Here is a 15649-nt window from a genome sequence, read left to right as displayed (position 1 = left end):
AACGCGTTATGCCAAAACGCCTCGCGCCTGCCTGGTTCTATCTCCTGGCAGGCGCTATTGCCGTCGCCGATCAAGCCGTTAAAGCGGTTGTCAAGGCACAGATCCCCCTCCACACCACCGTGCCCCTCTGGCCGGGGGTCTTTCACCTGACCCATGTCCAGAACGATGGGATCGCCTTCTCGATGCTGGAGAAGAAAACCTGGCTCATCATCTTCGCTTCGGTGATTATCATGGCGGGGATTGTGGTGACGGAGCGGCGGGCAAAAGGCGGGCTAGATCGCTTCAGTGGGATCGCGTTGGCACTGCCCCTAGGTGGCGCGCTCGGCAACCTCATTGATCGGCTCCGCACGGGCCTCGTAACCGACTTTCTCGACTTTCGCGCTATCAACTTTGCGATCTTCAATGTCGCCGATATGGCTATCACGATTGGAATCTGCCTCCTCGCCGTGCGTAGCTTCCTGCTGAGCGAGCCGACGGCGACGCCAACACCATCACCTGCGGCTCCTGTCGGGGAGGAGAGCTAATGCTTCCTGTTCTTTTTCATATCGGGAGCTTCCCCCTGCGCTCGTGGGGCCTGCTCCTGATGATCGCCTTCCTCATGGCCGCGTGGCGCGCCGCGAGTGTCGCCCCGCGCTACGGCCTCAAGTCTGAGGACTACTGGGACGCGTCGCTGGCCGGCCTCTTTGGCGGCGTCTTAGGCGGGCGGCTTGGCTATATCCTCCAGAATCTTGATACCTACAAGAGTGATCTCCTGAGTATTGGGGCGGTCTGGCAGGGGGGAATGACCAGCTTCGGCGGCCTGATCGGGGGCGTCCTGGTGGGCATCCTGGTCTGCAAGAAAAAAGGCATGAACCCCTGGGATGCCATCGACACCGCGGCACCGTCGCTGGCGATTGGGATGTTCTTTGGGCGTATCGGCTGCCTCCTCAACGGCTGCTGCTACGGCCACAAGTGCGACCTGCCCTGGAAGATGAACTTCTACCCCGACGAGCACACGCAGATTATCGGAGTGCATCCCACCCAGATCTACGAAGCCATTGGAGTCGCGATTGCGTTTGGTATCTTGGTCTTGCTGGAGAAGCACCGCACGTTCCGGGGGCAGATCATCTGCGCCTTCATGGTCCTCTATGGCATCGTGCGGTTTATTGTCGAGGTCTGGCGCGAGCAGTCTGGCACGGAGTCGGTGAAGGCTGGCCTCTCGACCGGTCAGTGGGCCAGTCTCTTCGTCTCGCTCGTCGGCATCGTGCTTGGTCTGGTGCTGGCAAAGAAGAACGCACTTAAGGGGGCGTAACCCAGTGCCCAAGAGCCGTGGTACCGGGTTTGTGCCGCCACGAACACGCGACGAGTACCACGCCCAGCGGGTTACGATTCCGGCGGGTGCGTTTCTGCGTGGGGACGATACCCGTGACGATCAGGCCCCTCGGCAAACGATCACGCTTGCGGAGTTTCAGATCGGAAAAACGCCGGTGACTGTGGCGATGTACCAGGAGTTTGTGCGCGAGAATCCCAATTTTCAGTCGTCGCAAGCCAGCCAGCCTGGGGAGATGCCCAAGCCTCCTGGGGGGTTCGGTTGGGGGGGGAAGTGGGACGGGAAAGAAGGGCACCCTATGGTAAAGGTCAACCACCGGGATGCGCTTGCCTACTGCTCTTGGGCGGGGCTCCTGCTCCCAACCGAGGCCCAGTGGGAAAAAGCGGCGCGTGGTGAGACAGGCCAGCGGTTTCCTTGGGGGGACAGCTTTATCCCCACGGCGCTGCGTTTTAGCACGCACGGCTTTGGAAGGGGCAACGGAACCGTCCCTGTTGGTTCGTACCCCACTGGGGCGTCTCCCTACGGTGTTTTAGACATGGCAGGATTGGTGTGGGAGTGGTGCCAGGACTGGTACGAGGCAGGATACTACCAGCACTGCAAGGCAAGCAACCCGCATGGGCCAGAGGACGGCACCCACCGTGTCGCGCGGGGAGGGGCCTGGGATACGTCGGGGGAAGACTGGTTCCACTGCGCCCATCGTAGCCGATTCTTGCCGCACTCGACCTTTACCAACCTCGGATTTCGCGGGGTATTTCTTCCGGATTCGCCTCTTGAAAGGGCATTATGATTGAGTTAGTGGTTGCAGAAGCGGGGGGACGACTCGATGCGTTTCTCGCCGCACATCTTCCTGAGGTCTCACGGGCACAGGCGGCGCGCTGGATCGACGAGGGCGCGGTGCTGGTCAATGGGAAAGCGGTTAAGGTTTCCTACAAGACCCAAGTCGGGGACACGATTGCCGTGACCCCGCCGCCGGTCAAGCCCACGGAGCTGGTTCCTGAGGCGATTCCGCTGACGATTGTCTACGAGGACGACGATCTCTTGGTCGTCAACAAGGCCAAGGGAATGGTGGTGCATCCTGCGCCCGGCGCGCGCACAGGGACACTCGTGCATGCGCTACTCGCTCACTGCAAAGGGAAGCTCTCTGGGATCGGGGGGGAGGAGCGTCCGGGAATAGTCCACCGACTGGACAAGGACACATCGGGCCTGCTCGTGGTCGCCAAGAACGATGTCGCGCACCGCAAGCTCCAGGAGCAGATCCAGGACCGGAGCGCCAAGCGGACCTATGTGGCCCTCGTCTGGGGGAGTCCCCACTTCGACGATGCCGTGATCGAAGCGCCCATCGACCGCCACCCCGGCGACCGGCACAAGATGGCGATCAGCGAGCCCGGCGAGGGCCGGGATGCCGCCACGGAGGTCCATGTGCTAGAGCGGCTGGGGCCGATGACCCTGATCCAGTGCCGGCTACGGACCGGGCGCACGCACCAGATTCGTGTCCACTGCCAGTTTGCGGGCTATCCGGTTGTGGGTGACTCGGTCTACGGTGGCCTACGCAAGCTCGATATCGAGACCAAGGGCCAGGCGCTCCATGCCTGCAAGCTGGAGTTCACCCACCCCCGCACGGGCGAGGAGCTCTCGTTTGAGGCACCGCTTCCCGGCTACATGCGCGGAATCCTCGCCGCCTACCGCCGCAACCATCCCAGCTGATCGCCCCGGTTAGAGCGGGGCGTCAACGGGCGTCGCAGGCTCCGCCGCAAAGGCCTTCGGCCATAAGTGAGCCCTATGGGTGAAGCCCTTCCCAGCCGCAGGCTCGTTGACGCTCCCGGGTACCCTCTGGGTGAACGGGAGCGCCCCTAACCGCGGGACAAAACGGTATAATCCTGGCATGCAACGACTTGCCGGAATTCTTGCCGCACTGGGGCTGGCTGCGACCGCGCTCCTGCCCGCACTCTCCCAGGACAAGGCCAAACCCGCCCCCGCCAGCCCTGAGGTCGTCCAGCTCTTTGAGACCCAGGTCCGCCCGACTTTTGTGGCGTCGTGCCTCGGTTGTCATAGCAAGGACAACGCGCTCGGCGGCCTGCGGCTCGATGCTCCCGTCACGCCCGCTATGGCCGCGGAGATCGTCAAACGTGTCAAGGGCGAGGGGGGGAAGCCGCGCATGCCGCAGGGCAACGCGGTGCTCGCACCGGAGAAGATCTCGGCGATCGAGGGCTGGGCCAAGGCCGGCGCACCCTGGCCGGAGCTCAAGGGAATGGTAGGCGGAAAGCTCTGGTCGCTGGAGCCACTCAAGAAGCCTACGCCACCGGCAGTCGTACTTAAGGCCTGGCCGCGAAACAGCATCGATAACTTCGTCCTTGCGCGGCTGGAAGGGGCGAAGCAGAAACCCACTGCCTACGCCGACCGACGAACCCTCTTGCGCCGGGCGAGCTACGAGCTCACGGGCCTGCCGCCCAGCGCCGATGAGATCGCCACTTTCGTGGCCGATAAGGCACCCGATGCTTGGGGGCAGGCAGTAGACCGACTCCTGGCATCGCCCCGCTACGGGGAGCGGATGGCGCGCTTCTGGATGGATATCGCCCGGTACTCCGATACCAAGGGCTATGTCTTCACCGACGACCGCAACTACTACCATGCCTACACCTACCGTGACTGGCTGATCCAGTCGTTCAACGAGGACCTGCCCTACGATCAGTTCTTGCAGTACCAGCTCGCGGCGGACCGGTTGGTGCAGGGCGACGACCGGCATCATCTGGCGGCACTGGGGTATCTGACCCTTGGGCGGCGCTTTATCAATAACCTCCACGACATCATCGACGACCGGATTGATGTGACGATGCGTGGGATGCAGGCCATGACGGTCGCCTGTGCGCGCTGCCACGACCATAAGTTCGATCCCATCCCCGCCAAGGACTACTACGGGCTCTACGCGATCTTTGCCTCTAGCGACGAGTACGAGCCAGCGATCTCCCCCAAGGCGGTCCGCGAACCGTACGAGCAGCACGATGGAAAGTTCCAAGCGGCCAAGAACGAGCGAGAGGCGACCCTTCGTAGCGAGGTCAAGCGCCTGCGGGAGACCGTGAAGGCAGGGACCGCGACACCGGAGCTACAGAAAACTCTCCAGGGCTTCCGGGAGAATGAGCTCCCCAACGACGCGCAGCGCACGGCTCTCTTACCGTCGTTCGATCCCGCCAAGAGAGACCGGCTGGCGGAGCTTGACAAGACCATGGAGACGCTCAAGGGGAGCTATCCCCCCAAGCCTGAGTTTGCCCATGCCCTGCGTGAGGGAAACCCGCGGCCGGGCGTGGTCTTCAAGCGAGGAAATCCTGGCAGTCCCGGCGATCCCGCCCCACGCCACTTCCTGACTTGTGTCGCGGGGGACAACCAGCCCGAGTTCCCCACGGGGGGGAGGCTGGAGCTCGCCAAAGCGATCACGGACAAGAACAACCCCCTCACTGCCCGTGTGATCGCAAACCGTATCTGGCTCCTGCACTTTGGCACCGGGATCGTACGGACGCCGTCGGACTTTGGACGTCAAGGGGAGAAACCCACCCACCCGGAGCTGCTGGACTGGCTAGCGTCTAGCCTGATGGAAGAGGGCTGGAGCCTCAAGAAGCTCCATAAGAAGATCCTGCTCTCGGCGACTTGGATGCAGAGCAGCGATGCCACCGAGGCCGCGTTTCTCAAAGACCCAGAGAACCGGCTCTACGGGCGACAGAACCGGCGGCGCTTGGAGATGGAGCAGCTGCGCGATAGCCTGCTCTTGGCGGCAGGGACGCTGGACATGAGTAAGGTGGGCGGCAAGAGTGAGGAGCTCTGGACGGGAAGCTACACCAAGCGCCGTGCGGTCTACGGCTTTATCGAGCGCCAGAACCTCCCCGGAATCTTCAAGACCCTGGACTTTGCCACGCCCGATCAGAGCAGCCCCCAGCGCTTCAAGACCATCGTGCCCCAGCAAGCGCTCTTCCTGATGAACTCGCCGCTCGCCGCCGATCAGGCACGCGCCTTGGCAAGCGCGGTGACGGGCAAGGACGAGACCGAGAAGGTGGTGGTTCTCTACAAGCGGCTCCTGGGCCGGACTCCCACCAAGGCGGAGCTGGATCTGGCGCTTTCGTATCTCATCGCCCCCGACAAGGCCGCGCTCAAGGCGGACTCGCAGAGTGGTGGAGCATGGCGCTACGGCTGGGGGCTGGTCGATGATGCCCAAGGACGGACCGCGGCGTTTCATGAGTTCAAGGCCTTTATCGACGGCCAGTGGCGAGTGGGGACAAAGCTCCCGGACCCTGTCGATGGCTGGGTGTTCCTGAGCCGCGAGGGCGGACACCCCGGCGACCCGAAGCACCAGGTGATCCGCCGCTGGGTGAGCCCGCTCGAGGGCACGGTGAATGTGAGTGGGACCCTCAACCACCCTGGAGCCGTGGGTGATGGGGTGCGGGGGCGGATTGTGCACTCGCGCAACGGCGTGCTGGGGGAGTGGATCGCCCAGAAGAGCCAGGCGGAGACAAAGCTCACCGCGGTCGAGGTCAAGCGGGGCGACACGCTCGATTTTGTGGTGGACTGCCGCACCAACGAGAACACCGACGGGTTTGCCTGGGCACCTGCGGTCACCCTCACGGGGGCCAAGCGCCAGGCCTGGCGCGCCGAACGCGACTTTGGCGGGCCGCCTCCCGCTCCCCCGGTGCCTCTGAGCAAGTGGGAGCGCTATGCCCAAGCGCTCCTGATGACCAACGAGTTCCTCTATATCGACTGAGGCTCCGGTAGGTGGGGAGTGCCCGTGCAGACGGCCACTCCCTCACCCCCGAAGATCTGCCCCGAGATTCCGGCAAAGATGCGCCCCGTATCGCTCCAGAACCGCGCGGGAGAGACACCGGTCGCTTTTAAGATGGCGCGGTGGTCGAGCAGGACCGCAAGGCAGGCGGCCCGGTAGAAGCCCCACCACAGGAGCCAGATCATGAGGCACGCGGGGGCTGACCATGGCCGAAAGGCCTCGGTGAGGTAGGCTGTATGAAACGCGAGATGCCCCTCCTCATCGAGACAGATCTGCGCGAAGAGCCGCTGGCACTCTTCGTCGGGGATCCCAGCGCGGAGGGCGGCGTAGTAGCGCTTGGCGATCATCTCCGCTACCAGTAACACACAGAGCTCCGTCTTGAGCCCCATCCGCCGCCGCAACCAAACAAAGAGGGCATCGCTCCAGTGCCAGGTTAGCGGGGAGACATTGAGGGTCGCGAGTAGCTCTCCAAGCCACCGTGCGTGGTCTTGCTCCTCCTGGATAAAGAGAGCGATCGCTTGTTCATAGGCGGGCTCCCCAAGGGCGGCGGCATGCGCCTTGAGGCGGTTGCCATCACCGGACTCCCCAAGCTCAAAGCGGCGCAGCGAGTGCACGAGCGCCTGCTCGGTCATGCGAGAGAGCGCCGGTGGCGTAAACGAAAAGTGGGGGCGGGTCGCACGTCGTGCCTGGAAGTAGTCGAGCCAGTCTTGCATTTTTAACAGCCTTAATCAAAGTACTTTGTTTTGCAAAGTTTATCGAAAGACAGACGCGCTGTCAAGGCAAGACGAAAAAATGGGCGCATGTCCTACAAGCGGTGGGGCGAACGAAGGCGAGGGATTTTCAACCCCTCGCACTGCCCGAAAAAAACGGGCTATTTTACAATTGCGGCTTTGTCGTGGGCCGAGTCCTCGGGCCAGAGGACACCGATGGTGAGGAGGAGATTGGCGTAGGGCTGCTGCTCGCCGGTCGCGATCAGGAGTGCGACATCGGGGGCGAGGGCGGCGGTATAGAACGCGGGGAGGGGGCGCTCGGTGAGGGCGAGCTCGGGGAGCAGGGCGCAAAACCCCGACCAGATCGGGGGCTCGGTGCCATCTTCGGACTGCATCACCTCGGCACTCTCAATGGGGATGACACTCGTAAGGGCCGCGAGCACCTCGGTGACCTTTACCGTTCCCGGTGCGAGGTTCAGAAAGACCCGCGTCGCGGCGGGGTTGGACTTCGTGCTGTGCGGGTAGTTACCGTCGGTGATGAGCACCTTCGCACGGTGGCCCGCCATCGCCAGGGCACGGAGGATCTCGGGGTGGAGGAGGCGTGTGCTGAGCATTGGCTAGTCCCGAGACTCCAGCAGAGCGACCTGTCGCTCGTACTTTTCGTAGGCGGTGAGGCACGCCGTGAGCCAGGGAACCGCCGCGGCGTAGCCTGCCAGGACATCGCTGGGGTAGTGGACTCCCAGGTAGACACGGCTCGCTCCGATCAGGGCGATAAACTTGGTCGCCAGGGTCGCGATCCAGAGCCGCTGCTTGAGAGGCTTGCCCTTCATCCACCAGTAGGCCAGGGTTCCGTAGAAGCACAGCGCGATAAACGAGTGGCCCGACGGAAACGAGAAGGTCTCCTCGACCGCGAGCGCCTCGACCAGGTTGGGACGCTGCCGCCCGACCCGGTACTTGATCGTCCCGATAATCGCACCGCCGCCCGAGAGCACCACCGCCATCAAGACCGCCTCGTTGCGCCACTTCTTGCTCCGCCAGGCGATAATCATGCTCGCGGCCCCGAGGGCAGACATAATATCCGGGCGCGCAAGATCCGATACCGTCCGCATCAGCGCCGTTCGTTCGGGGGTGCGCAGGGACTCCGCTAGGTTGAGACCATCGTGGTCGAAGCGCCAGACCCCATCCTGCCCCCGGATATCGTCGGCGATATTAAAGAACAGGGCCACCGCCCCCGCCGAGACCGCCGCCCCCAGCGCCACGGGCGTGATCGCGACCTCGACCAGGGGCAGGAGCTTACGTGCGGCTTTTCTTCCGAGAAACGCTGCCGCAGTCGCCCCGGCCGCTGCGGCAAGCCGCCTAGCCAGACTCATTCTTGCTCATCCTTGTAGCCTGAGTTTCGGAACATCTCGGCGATTTTCTTATCCCTCTCCTGGCGCTCGCGCTCCTCACGTGCCTTCTTAAACGGGTTGTTGGTAGGGCGGGCCCCACGGATGTCCTTGTCTAGGTCCGCAAAGCGCAGGTTCGGGGTATTTTTGTGCTTGCCAAAGCGCTTCTCCGCCCACTCCTGCCCGCCGCGCACCCACCACCACGCTGCCGCGCACCCGCTCAGGCCCGCGAAGCCGGCAAAGGGATTGCCCAGCGCCGATGCTGTCCCAAAGAACACAAAGGCCGCGGTCAGGGCCGCGATCCAGAGCGCCGGGATGGGAAAGATAAAGTTAAAGAGAATCGTCTCCCGCCGGTTGATCCAGCACCAGGCCAGCGCCACTGGGGAGAAGCCGATACTGAGTCCGGCAAAGACAGCCCCCCGCGTGCCCAGCAGGAGGAGCACCGGCAGTACCGTCAGGCTGGTCACCAGGGTCGTGGCGAGGAAGAACTTGAGCAGGCGCTCGGTGCCCCAGGCGCGCTCCATGCTTCCGCCCAGGGTCCAGACCCACAGCCCCGTGAAGATCGTCCCCAAGAGCCCCGTTCCCAGCAGCGGCCACGTCACCACGGTCCAGGGAAAGTGGAGGCTCTCGGCAGTCAGGGCGAGGCCACGAATCAGCCAGTCGCCGCGCAGAAAGAAGTCCAGCAGAAAAGTGAGGGCACTGGCTCCGATGAGGATGATCGTGAGGGGGGTGTCGCGTGAGCTGAGGCGCGGAAGCTGGGGCCGAGACTGCTGATTGTACATCAGGCCTATTTTACCAGAAGCGGAAAACTGGTAATCAGGTCAGGGCCAATCCTGGTAAATGCGCGGTGGAATGGGCCTTGGGTCGGGCCGAAGATTTCTGTACACCATGAAGACCCTATTTTTACTGTCTCTCACCTGTCTCTTGGGGCTAACCGCCTCTGTCGCCAATGCAGAGGCACAGGCGCTCCAACAAGAGGTGCGTGTGCTCAGTGGGGCGACAGTGCATGTGGTTCGGGTCAGCCTGGACTCCGATCGCGTGCTCGTCCAGCCGATGCTCGCTCAAGGCGGCGTAGGACGCTCCGAGAGCCTGGCGTCGATGGCGACACGGGGCGCTCGTGTGGTGCTCACGGGGGCATTTTTCGATACCAAGAGCCTCCAACCGATGGGGGATATCGTCATTGGCAAGAAGCTGGTCCACTTTGGGGGGCGTGGTGCGGCGCTCTGTCTGCGCCACGTGAAGAAGGGCGAGGGCTGGGTGGCGTCGATCCGCAGCAACGATGGGATCGACCGGCACACCGACTGGGGCAAGAGCGATATCGTCTTGGCGGGGGGGATTGCTCTGCTCAAAGACGGCAAGAGCGTGGTCAATCCGCGCAAGTCTGGCTTTAGCCCGCTCCTGGAGAGACCCGACCCCCGTGCCGGTGTGGGCGTCCTCAAGAACGGCGATCTTATCCTCTGTGCCACCAAGACTCCTGTCACGCTGACCGAGTGGGCAAAGGTGCTCAAGGCCGCAGGGGCGGTGGAGGCGCTCAACTACGACGGCGGCTCCTCGACCGGGCTCTACCTCGACGGCAAGGCGCTCGTGGCTCCGGGGCGCAAGCTCACCAATGCGCTGGCGGTCTATGTGGAGCGGCCGGTGGCGCTTGCGATGCGCAAGAAGCCGATCACGGTGGCGAAGCGGGACTAGGCTCCCAATACGGGGTAAGATACCCCTTGTGCGTACACGTGTCTGGGCGGAGGTCTCTCTGGAGGCCATCGCCCTTAACTTTCGTCTCCTGACAGCCCGCTACGGCGATGTCGCTGCGGTGGTCAAGGCCAATGCCTACGGCCATGGGCTCGTCCCTGTGGCCCGTGCGTGTGTCGCGGCGGGCGCGCAGCGGCTGTGTGTGGCGACCCTCGACGAGGGACTGAGCCTGCGCAAGGCAGGGATTACCGAGGCGATCTACCCGCTCAGCGCCCTGCTCCCGGAAGAGGCGGAGGACTGCCTGCGTGCCCACCTCACTCCCTTTATCTCCAGCCCCGCGTTCTTTCAGGCCTTCGCCACCGCGGCACAGGGCGCGCCCCTTCCCGCGCCCTGCTTTCTGGTCCACGACTCCGGGATGGGGCGGGAGGGCATGGACAGCGAGACCCTCGCCCAGCTACGCGCGTCTTGCCCGCCCCAGGTGGAGATTGTCGGTGTTGCGACCCACTTTGCCAGCGCCGATGAGCCGGAGCTCGCACCGACAATCGCACAGTGTGCGGCCTTTGCCGAGGCGACCCGCACCTGGCAGGGCGAGCGTTCCCTGAGCAACTCGCCGGGGATGTTACGGGTGCCCGGCGAGGGCTTTCCCCGAGCAGGGGCTATTCTCTACGGGATCGCGCCCTATCCGGGTGCTCTGGAGCAGTGCCCGGTCGTTCCGGCCATGACCGTGAAGGCGCGCCTGACCCTGGTAAAGCCACTCCCGGCGGGGGCGACCGTGGGCTATGGACGGACCCACACCCTCGAGCGAGACTCCGTGATTGCGACTGTCCCGGCGGGCTACGGTGACGGCTGGCTCCGGCGGCTGGGAAACCAAGGCTTTGTGAGTGTCCGGGGCGTGCGCTGCCCGATCGTGGGGCGGGTCTCGATGGACCAGTGCCAGATTGACGTGACCGATGTTCCGGGTGTTGAGGTGGGCGAGACGGTGACCCTGATCGGGGAGGGGATCACGGCGGAGGAGGTGGCGCAGTGGGCGGAGACCACGGCGCACGAGCCAACCACCCTGCTCAATAGCCGCGTGCCCCGCTACTATGTCACGGGGTAATCACGGAGAGAAAGCGCTCTAGGGCACGGCTCGGGGTGCGGCCCTTGGGCAGGAGAACCCCGGTCGGGCGCGTCAGCTCTCCATCGGCGAGGGGGCGGACGATAATCGTGCCATCGCGGGCCTCGCGCTCGACGGTCGGCTCGGGGAGGATGCTGACCCCCAGTCCAATCTCGACCACGCGCTTGATGGTCTCGATATTGTCGAAGGCCTGGGTGATGCGCACCGAGACATTGTGCTCGGCGAGGAAGCTGTCGATCAGGAGCCGCGTGGGGATGTCGGCGTCGAAGGCCACAAAGGGCCGGTCGGCGAGGTCACTGGCGTGGATGACTTTCTCCTTTGCCAGGATATGCCCCGCCGGGAGAGCGACCACCATGCGCTCGGAGTGCAGGGGCAGGACCGTGATTCCCACCCGCTCCCGCGGGCAGGCGACAATTCCGCAGTCAATGGTCCCCGCCAGCAGCGCCTCGTAGATGCGGTCGGTGCGCAGGTACTCCAGGTGCAGGTTCACCGTGGGAAACTGCCGCAGAAAGTCCGAGACCGACGGGGTGAGTGCGTGCAGCCCGATGGAGTAGACCGTCGCCACATTGAGCGCACCGCCAATCTCACTCCCGAGGTCTATCAGCTCACGCTTGAGGGCATCGGCGCGACCCAGGATCTCCCGTGCATAGCTAAGGGTGCGCTCGCCCGCCTCGGTGAAGTGCGCGCCGGGACGGCCTTTCCCGCGCTCTACCAGCCGGTGACCAAGCTCTTTTTCAAGGGAGCGCACCCGCTGGCTCACGGCGGACTGGGAGACGAAGTGTTTTCCTGCGGTTTTGGAGAAGGAGCGTGTCTCTGCAAGATCAACAAAGAGGCGAAGGGCATCGAGATCCACGCACGGATTCTACCGTCCTTAGAGAAAACTGTCCAAGGTACCGCTATATATAGTGTTTGCAGAACCTATCAGCAAGATCGGCGAGCGCTCGTCGCCATCCCAGCGAACCTGCACGGTGCCGCCCTTCGACGTGACCTCCACGGGGAAAACGGGGCTGGCCTTCCCCTCCACAATGGCGAGCACGGCGGCCGCGCAGGCTCCCGTCCCACAGCCGAGCGTCTCCCCAACCCCGCGCTCCCAGATACGGAGTTTCAGCGCATTGCTCCCCGAGACCGTGGCCCACATCAGGCTGGTCTTCTCGGGAAATGCCGGGCTATTCTCCACCCGCGGCGACCACGAGAGAAACTCCTCGTCACTGGGCAAGTTGCTACGAAACGTGACACTGTGGGTGGAGCCCGTGTTGACCGCGCTAAGCGCAAACGAGCCCCCGGCGACGGGAACCGGCATCAGGTTTCGTCCATCGAACAGGGTCCGAAAGCGTTCCCCCCAGGCTATAAGGTCAAGAGGAATGCTATCACAGTCGAAGCGCGGTGGGGGAAGCGTGAGGGTGATCTGTGTACCGTCGATAGCGTAGGGAACCTCCCCCGATGCCGTCTGGGCGATCCCGGTCAAGGGAACCTGCCCTCGCTCCGTGGCCAGCCGCACGACACAGCGTAGCCCGTTGCCGCACATCGTGTCCTCGGAGCCATCGGCGTTGAAGATACGGAAGCGGAACCCACCCCAGCCCTCCCTTGCCGCAAGGGAGGGTGCCTCGGAGAGAGGGACGAACGGAGAGGCGGGTGGGTTCGCTTTGTAAGTCAGCATGCCATCGGCCCCGATCCCAAAGCGCCGATCACAGACCTTGGCGGCGAGCGCGGAGAGGTCGATGTTTTCCGGCTCCTCGATCACGACAAAGTCGTTGCCGATCGCCTGCATCTTGGTGAAGGCGATCACACCAGCTCTTCGAGCCGTAGCTCTGCGGTATCGGCGACTTGGTTGAACCAGCGGCCGCTGGGATCGACCTGGGGGAACCACCACGCGGAGGGGCGCTTCTCGGTGTGAGGGAGCCCGTGGACCGTCTGGAGTGCGTTCTTAGCGAGGCGTGCCTTGGCGATCTCCGCCTCGGCCTCGATCCGGCGCAGGGTGGTGCGGGCGGCGAGGGCGCGGGGGGAGCGCTCGATAATCACCCGCTCGCGGTGAAGCTGCTTGGCCTGGAGAAGAAGCTGGCGGACCCGGCGGCGATTCTGGGCGAGCGGCAGATCGAAGCGCTCACGGCGCTCCTGCACGGCGGCATCGTCAAGGACCGAGCCACGGGCACGGAAGTCGTCCCCCTTGGCATGCTCGAGTGCGTTCGATGTTGCGCGGAGCTGGCGGACCTCGGTGAGTACAGAGCGCTCGTGGTCGCGCAGGGTTCGGGCCTGCTCCCAGAGGAGCTGGAGGGTGTTGTTGGCGCGGGCGTACTCCGCAGCGCTCATCAGCAGGCAGTGCCGCTCCAGGTAGGCCAGCAGCGACTTGGGCGAGCGCAGACCGGCTAGCTCGGTGAGGCGGCGGCTCTCCCACTCGCTGCCCCGTCGCCAGCACGCGGCAAAGTCATCGGCATCGAGTGTCTGGCGTCCGAGTGCTTGGGTAAGGTGCTCGGGGAGGGTGAGGCGGACACCGGGCGCGGCGCTGAGGCTGTCCCAGGTGTGGTAGGTGATGCGCAGGATCGGGCGAAGCGTCGGGTGCGAGACCCGCAGGCGGCGCAGCTCCGCCATCAGCCGCGCCGAGCGCCAGGAGTAGCCGCTCGCTCCCTCGTGGAAGACCAGAACCCACTCCGCCGTCAGCATCGGCAAGAGCGCGACTGCCTTGCCAATCAGCACACAGTCCGGCCCGAGCGCACTCTCTATCCGCTCGGCAAGCTGCCGGACGCTCGTGATGACCTTCTCGCCAGGCAGGTGGATCGGGTCGGGCGTATCGATCCAGACCGAGCCATCGGCGCGGACACGGAGCGTGCCACGGCCACGGCCGGGGACGACCAGATCAAAGGGGCGGGCACCGGGGCCGAACTGGTCCAGGGTGTACTGCTCGCCGCCCTCGACCGCCAGATCGTAGGCCTCACGGGCTTGGGCGCGGGTGGCAGGATCGAGGAAGGCTTGCACCAGCCAGAAGCGGGGGTGGGAGCAGGTCTCGGTGTTGAAGCGTAGGAGGGTAGTCGTGCGCGTGGTGGCGAAGTTCTGGGGTAGGGCTCCCAAGAGCTGCTCGTAGAGGCGTGGCAGGAGGTACTGGTAGAGACAGGGAAGGAGGGCATCGGGGTGCGCGGCGGAGAACTCCTCGACCCAGCCGATCAGGGTCTGGCCCACCGCACTTCCCTCGGTCGCCCAGCGAATCTGCTCCGTGAGGGTAGGGAGGATCTCGGCCAGCTTCACCTCTGCGGAGATCTGGCGCTCCCAGCCCGCATGGAGAATGCCCGTCCAGCCCCACGCCATGGTCAGTTCCGAGAGGAGTGCATCGGGATCGTCGGCGAAGGCCAGTGCTTTCTTGAGGGAGACCCCTGCCTCGCGGAGCAAGAGATCACGCGTCGGCACGTCCTCGGAGCCAAAGAGCTGACTCATCTCCCCAGCGGCCGACCAGAGCGCACGGGTCTTGTGATCGTCGTGGCCGACCAGCGCAAACGCCTCGCCGCCGGGCTGGTGGAAGCCATGGAGCTTGGCGAAGTAGTCGGTGTCGTGGACCCCCGCCAGGATGCTCGCCTCGGGCCAGAAGTGGTCGAGGCGGCGGCGCAGGGTTGCCTTGGTCGGCTCATCCCAGAGCGCGGTCTGCCCGAGCGCCAGGAAGGTGGTGTTCGGGAAGCGAGTGCGAAGGGCGCAGAGAGCGTCCTCCCGACAGTCTCCTTCGAGGGGGGCGGTTTCGGTCATGGCAGGGTTTAGTATATCAAAGATACTAATAAGGATACAAACGCCTGTTTAAGAAGTTCCGCTTAATTTCCGTCCACCTTGTCGCCGACAAGCGCGTGTGCCGCGGCGCGCCACGTCGGGAAGGTGAAGGTAAAGCCCGCCTTGGTGAGCCTGCCCGGAACCACACGGCGGCTCTTGAGAAGAAGCTCGGTCTCGGTCTGGCGGAGGTAGGCACCGAGCTCCAGCATCCAGCGCGCCGACGGTAGCCCGATAGGCATCTTGAGGGCACGGCGCAGCTCAGTGAGGAACACGCGGTTGGTCACCGGCTCGGGAGCGGCGAGGTTGACGGCACCAGAGAGCTCCTCGTGCTCGATCAGGAAGGCGATTGCGCGGCAAAAATCTGTAGCATGAATCCAGCTCACAAACTGTCCACCGCCTGCCATCGGCCCACCCAACCCAAGCTTGGTCAGCCCCAGAAACGCGCCGAAGACACCGTCGCTCCCTGGCCCCATCACCATCGCCGCACGCAGCGCCACTTTCCGGGTATGCGGTATTGGCGCATCCGCGAGCGCTTGCTCCCAGCGGGTAGCCACATCGACGGAGAAGCCTTTTCCCACCTCGCCCGTTGCCTCGTCCATCTCTCTGTCCTGTGCATCGCGGTAGATGGTCGCCGTGGACGCGTTGAGCCAGACCCGTGGCGGATTCGGGCACGCCGCAATCGCCTCGCCCACCGCCCGCGTCGTGTCCAAGCGCGAGGCATAGATCGCCGCGCAGTTGTCCGCCGTGTAGCGGCAGTTCACCGAGCGCCCCGCCAGATTGATCACCACATCGGCCCCGTTAAAGAGCTCCGCGAGCCGCGCCCAGCCCCCGTTTTGCCGCGAGACCACCACGACCTGGTCGCCACGCTCCGTAAAGAACGCCGTCAGAAGTTTGCCGCAGTACCCCGAGCCGCCCGTGATGATGAGTTTCATAGTC

The 15649-nt window shown here is 64.3% G+C and carries 15 protein-coding genes; 7 read left to right on the top strand and 8 right to left on the bottom strand.

Features of this window, described 5'->3' with window-relative positions:
• Positions 1-8 precede the first annotated feature (8 nt).
• The 5 genes from lspA to HNQ39_RS19620 all read left to right on the top strand — a co-directional run bounded on the left by lspA (position 9) and on the right by HNQ39_RS19620 (position 6053).
• Entirely contained in the window at positions 9-524 is a 516-nt protein-coding gene (lspA, locus tag HNQ39_RS19640; protein ID WP_184200647.1) for a signal peptidase II, read from the top strand.
• Positions 524-1291 carry a prolipoprotein diacylglyceryl transferase gene (gene lgt / locus HNQ39_RS19635; protein ID WP_184200644.1) on the top strand — a complete coding sequence of 256 codons (768 nt, stop codon included), beginning with the start codon at positions 524-526 and terminating at the stop codon, positions 1289-1291. The genes lspA and lgt overlap by 1 nt, the downstream gene beginning before the upstream one ends.
• Positions 1292-1322: 31 nt before the next feature.
• The gene (locus HNQ39_RS19630; protein ID WP_184200641.1) at positions 1323-2096 is read left to right on the top strand and encodes an SUMF1/EgtB/PvdO family nonheme iron enzyme; all 774 of its coding nucleotides are present in this window, start codon (positions 1323-1325) and stop codon (positions 2094-2096) included.
• The gene (locus tag HNQ39_RS19625) at positions 2093-3013 is read left to right on the top strand and encodes an RluA family pseudouridine synthase (RefSeq protein ID WP_184200638.1); all 921 of its coding nucleotides are present in this window, start codon (positions 2093-2095) and stop codon (positions 3011-3013) included. The genes HNQ39_RS19630 and HNQ39_RS19625 overlap by 4 nt, the downstream gene beginning before the upstream one ends.
• Positions 3014-3191: 178 nt before the next feature.
• On the top strand, positions 3192-6053 hold the full coding sequence (locus HNQ39_RS19620; protein ID WP_184200635.1) for a DUF1553 domain-containing protein: 2862 nt from the start codon (positions 3192-3194) through the stop codon (positions 6051-6053).
• Here the strand turns inward: HNQ39_RS19620 and HNQ39_RS19615 are convergent.
• From HNQ39_RS19615 to HNQ39_RS19600, 4 genes are all read right to left on the bottom strand, one after another.
• On the bottom strand, positions 6041-6784 hold the full coding sequence (locus HNQ39_RS19615) for a ferritin-like domain-containing protein (protein ID WP_184200632.1): 744 nt from the start codon (positions 6782-6784) through the stop codon (positions 6041-6043). The two genes, HNQ39_RS19620 and HNQ39_RS19615, sit on opposite strands and share 13 nt — an antisense overlap.
• 158 nt (positions 6785-6942) lie before the next feature.
• A complete protein-coding gene (locus HNQ39_RS19610) occupies positions 6943-7395 on the bottom strand; it encodes an RbsD/FucU family protein (protein ID WP_184200629.1) in 453 nt (150 codons plus the stop codon).
• Positions 7396-7398: 3 nt separating this feature from the next.
• Positions 7399-8151, bottom strand: coding sequence for a phosphatase PAP2 family protein (locus HNQ39_RS19605; RefSeq protein ID WP_184200626.1), 753 nt, complete (start codon positions 8149-8151; stop codon positions 7399-7401).
• Positions 8148-8948: a rhomboid family intramembrane serine protease gene (locus HNQ39_RS19600; RefSeq protein WP_184200622.1), complete on the bottom strand. Its 801-nt coding sequence runs from the start codon at positions 8946-8948 to the stop codon at positions 8148-8150. Before HNQ39_RS19600 ends, HNQ39_RS19605 begins: the two co-directional genes overlap by 4 nt.
• 106 nt (positions 8949-9054) lie before the next feature.
• Here HNQ39_RS19600 and HNQ39_RS19595 point away from each other — a divergent pair, with 106 nt between their 5' ends.
• On the top strand, positions 9055-9855 hold the full coding sequence (locus HNQ39_RS19595) for a phosphodiester glycosidase family protein (protein WP_184200620.1): 801 nt from the start codon (positions 9055-9057) through the stop codon (positions 9853-9855).
• A gap of 28 nt (positions 9856-9883) precedes the next feature.
• The gene (alr, locus tag HNQ39_RS19590) at positions 9884-10951 is read left to right on the top strand and encodes an alanine racemase (protein WP_184200617.1); all 1068 of its coding nucleotides are present in this window, start codon (positions 9884-9886) and stop codon (positions 10949-10951) included.
• On the opposite strand, the gene HNQ39_RS30020 is transcribed toward alr, so the two are convergent.
• From HNQ39_RS30020 to HNQ39_RS19570, 4 genes are all read right to left on the bottom strand, one after another.
• The gene (locus HNQ39_RS30020) at positions 10941-11822 is read right to left on the bottom strand and encodes a LysR substrate-binding domain-containing protein (protein WP_184200614.1); all 882 of its coding nucleotides are present in this window, start codon (positions 11820-11822) and stop codon (positions 10941-10943) included. The two genes, alr and HNQ39_RS30020, sit on opposite strands and share 11 nt — an antisense overlap.
• A gap of 18 nt (positions 11823-11840) precedes the next feature.
• Positions 11841-12755: a diaminopimelate epimerase gene (dapF, locus tag HNQ39_RS19580; protein ID WP_184200611.1), complete on the bottom strand. Its 915-nt coding sequence runs from the start codon at positions 12753-12755 to the stop codon at positions 11841-11843.
• A complete protein-coding gene (locus HNQ39_RS19575) occupies positions 12752-14695 on the bottom strand; it encodes a hypothetical protein (protein ID WP_184200607.1) in 1944 nt (647 codons plus the stop codon). Before HNQ39_RS19575 ends, dapF begins: the two co-directional genes overlap by 4 nt.
• A 62-nt stretch (positions 14696-14757) precedes the next feature.
• The gene (locus HNQ39_RS19570) at positions 14758-15645 is read right to left on the bottom strand and encodes a TIGR01777 family oxidoreductase (RefSeq protein ID WP_184200602.1); all 888 of its coding nucleotides are present in this window, start codon (positions 15643-15645) and stop codon (positions 14758-14760) included.
• Positions 15646-15649 lie beyond the last annotated feature (4 nt).

Source organism: Armatimonas rosea (genome assembly GCF_014202505.1).
Classification (GTDB): domain Bacteria; phylum Armatimonadota; class Armatimonadia; order Armatimonadales; family Armatimonadaceae; genus Armatimonas; species Armatimonas rosea.
The sequence above is the reverse complement of the archived record's forward strand: the minus strand, read 5'-3'. Positions and strand labels throughout refer to the sequence as shown.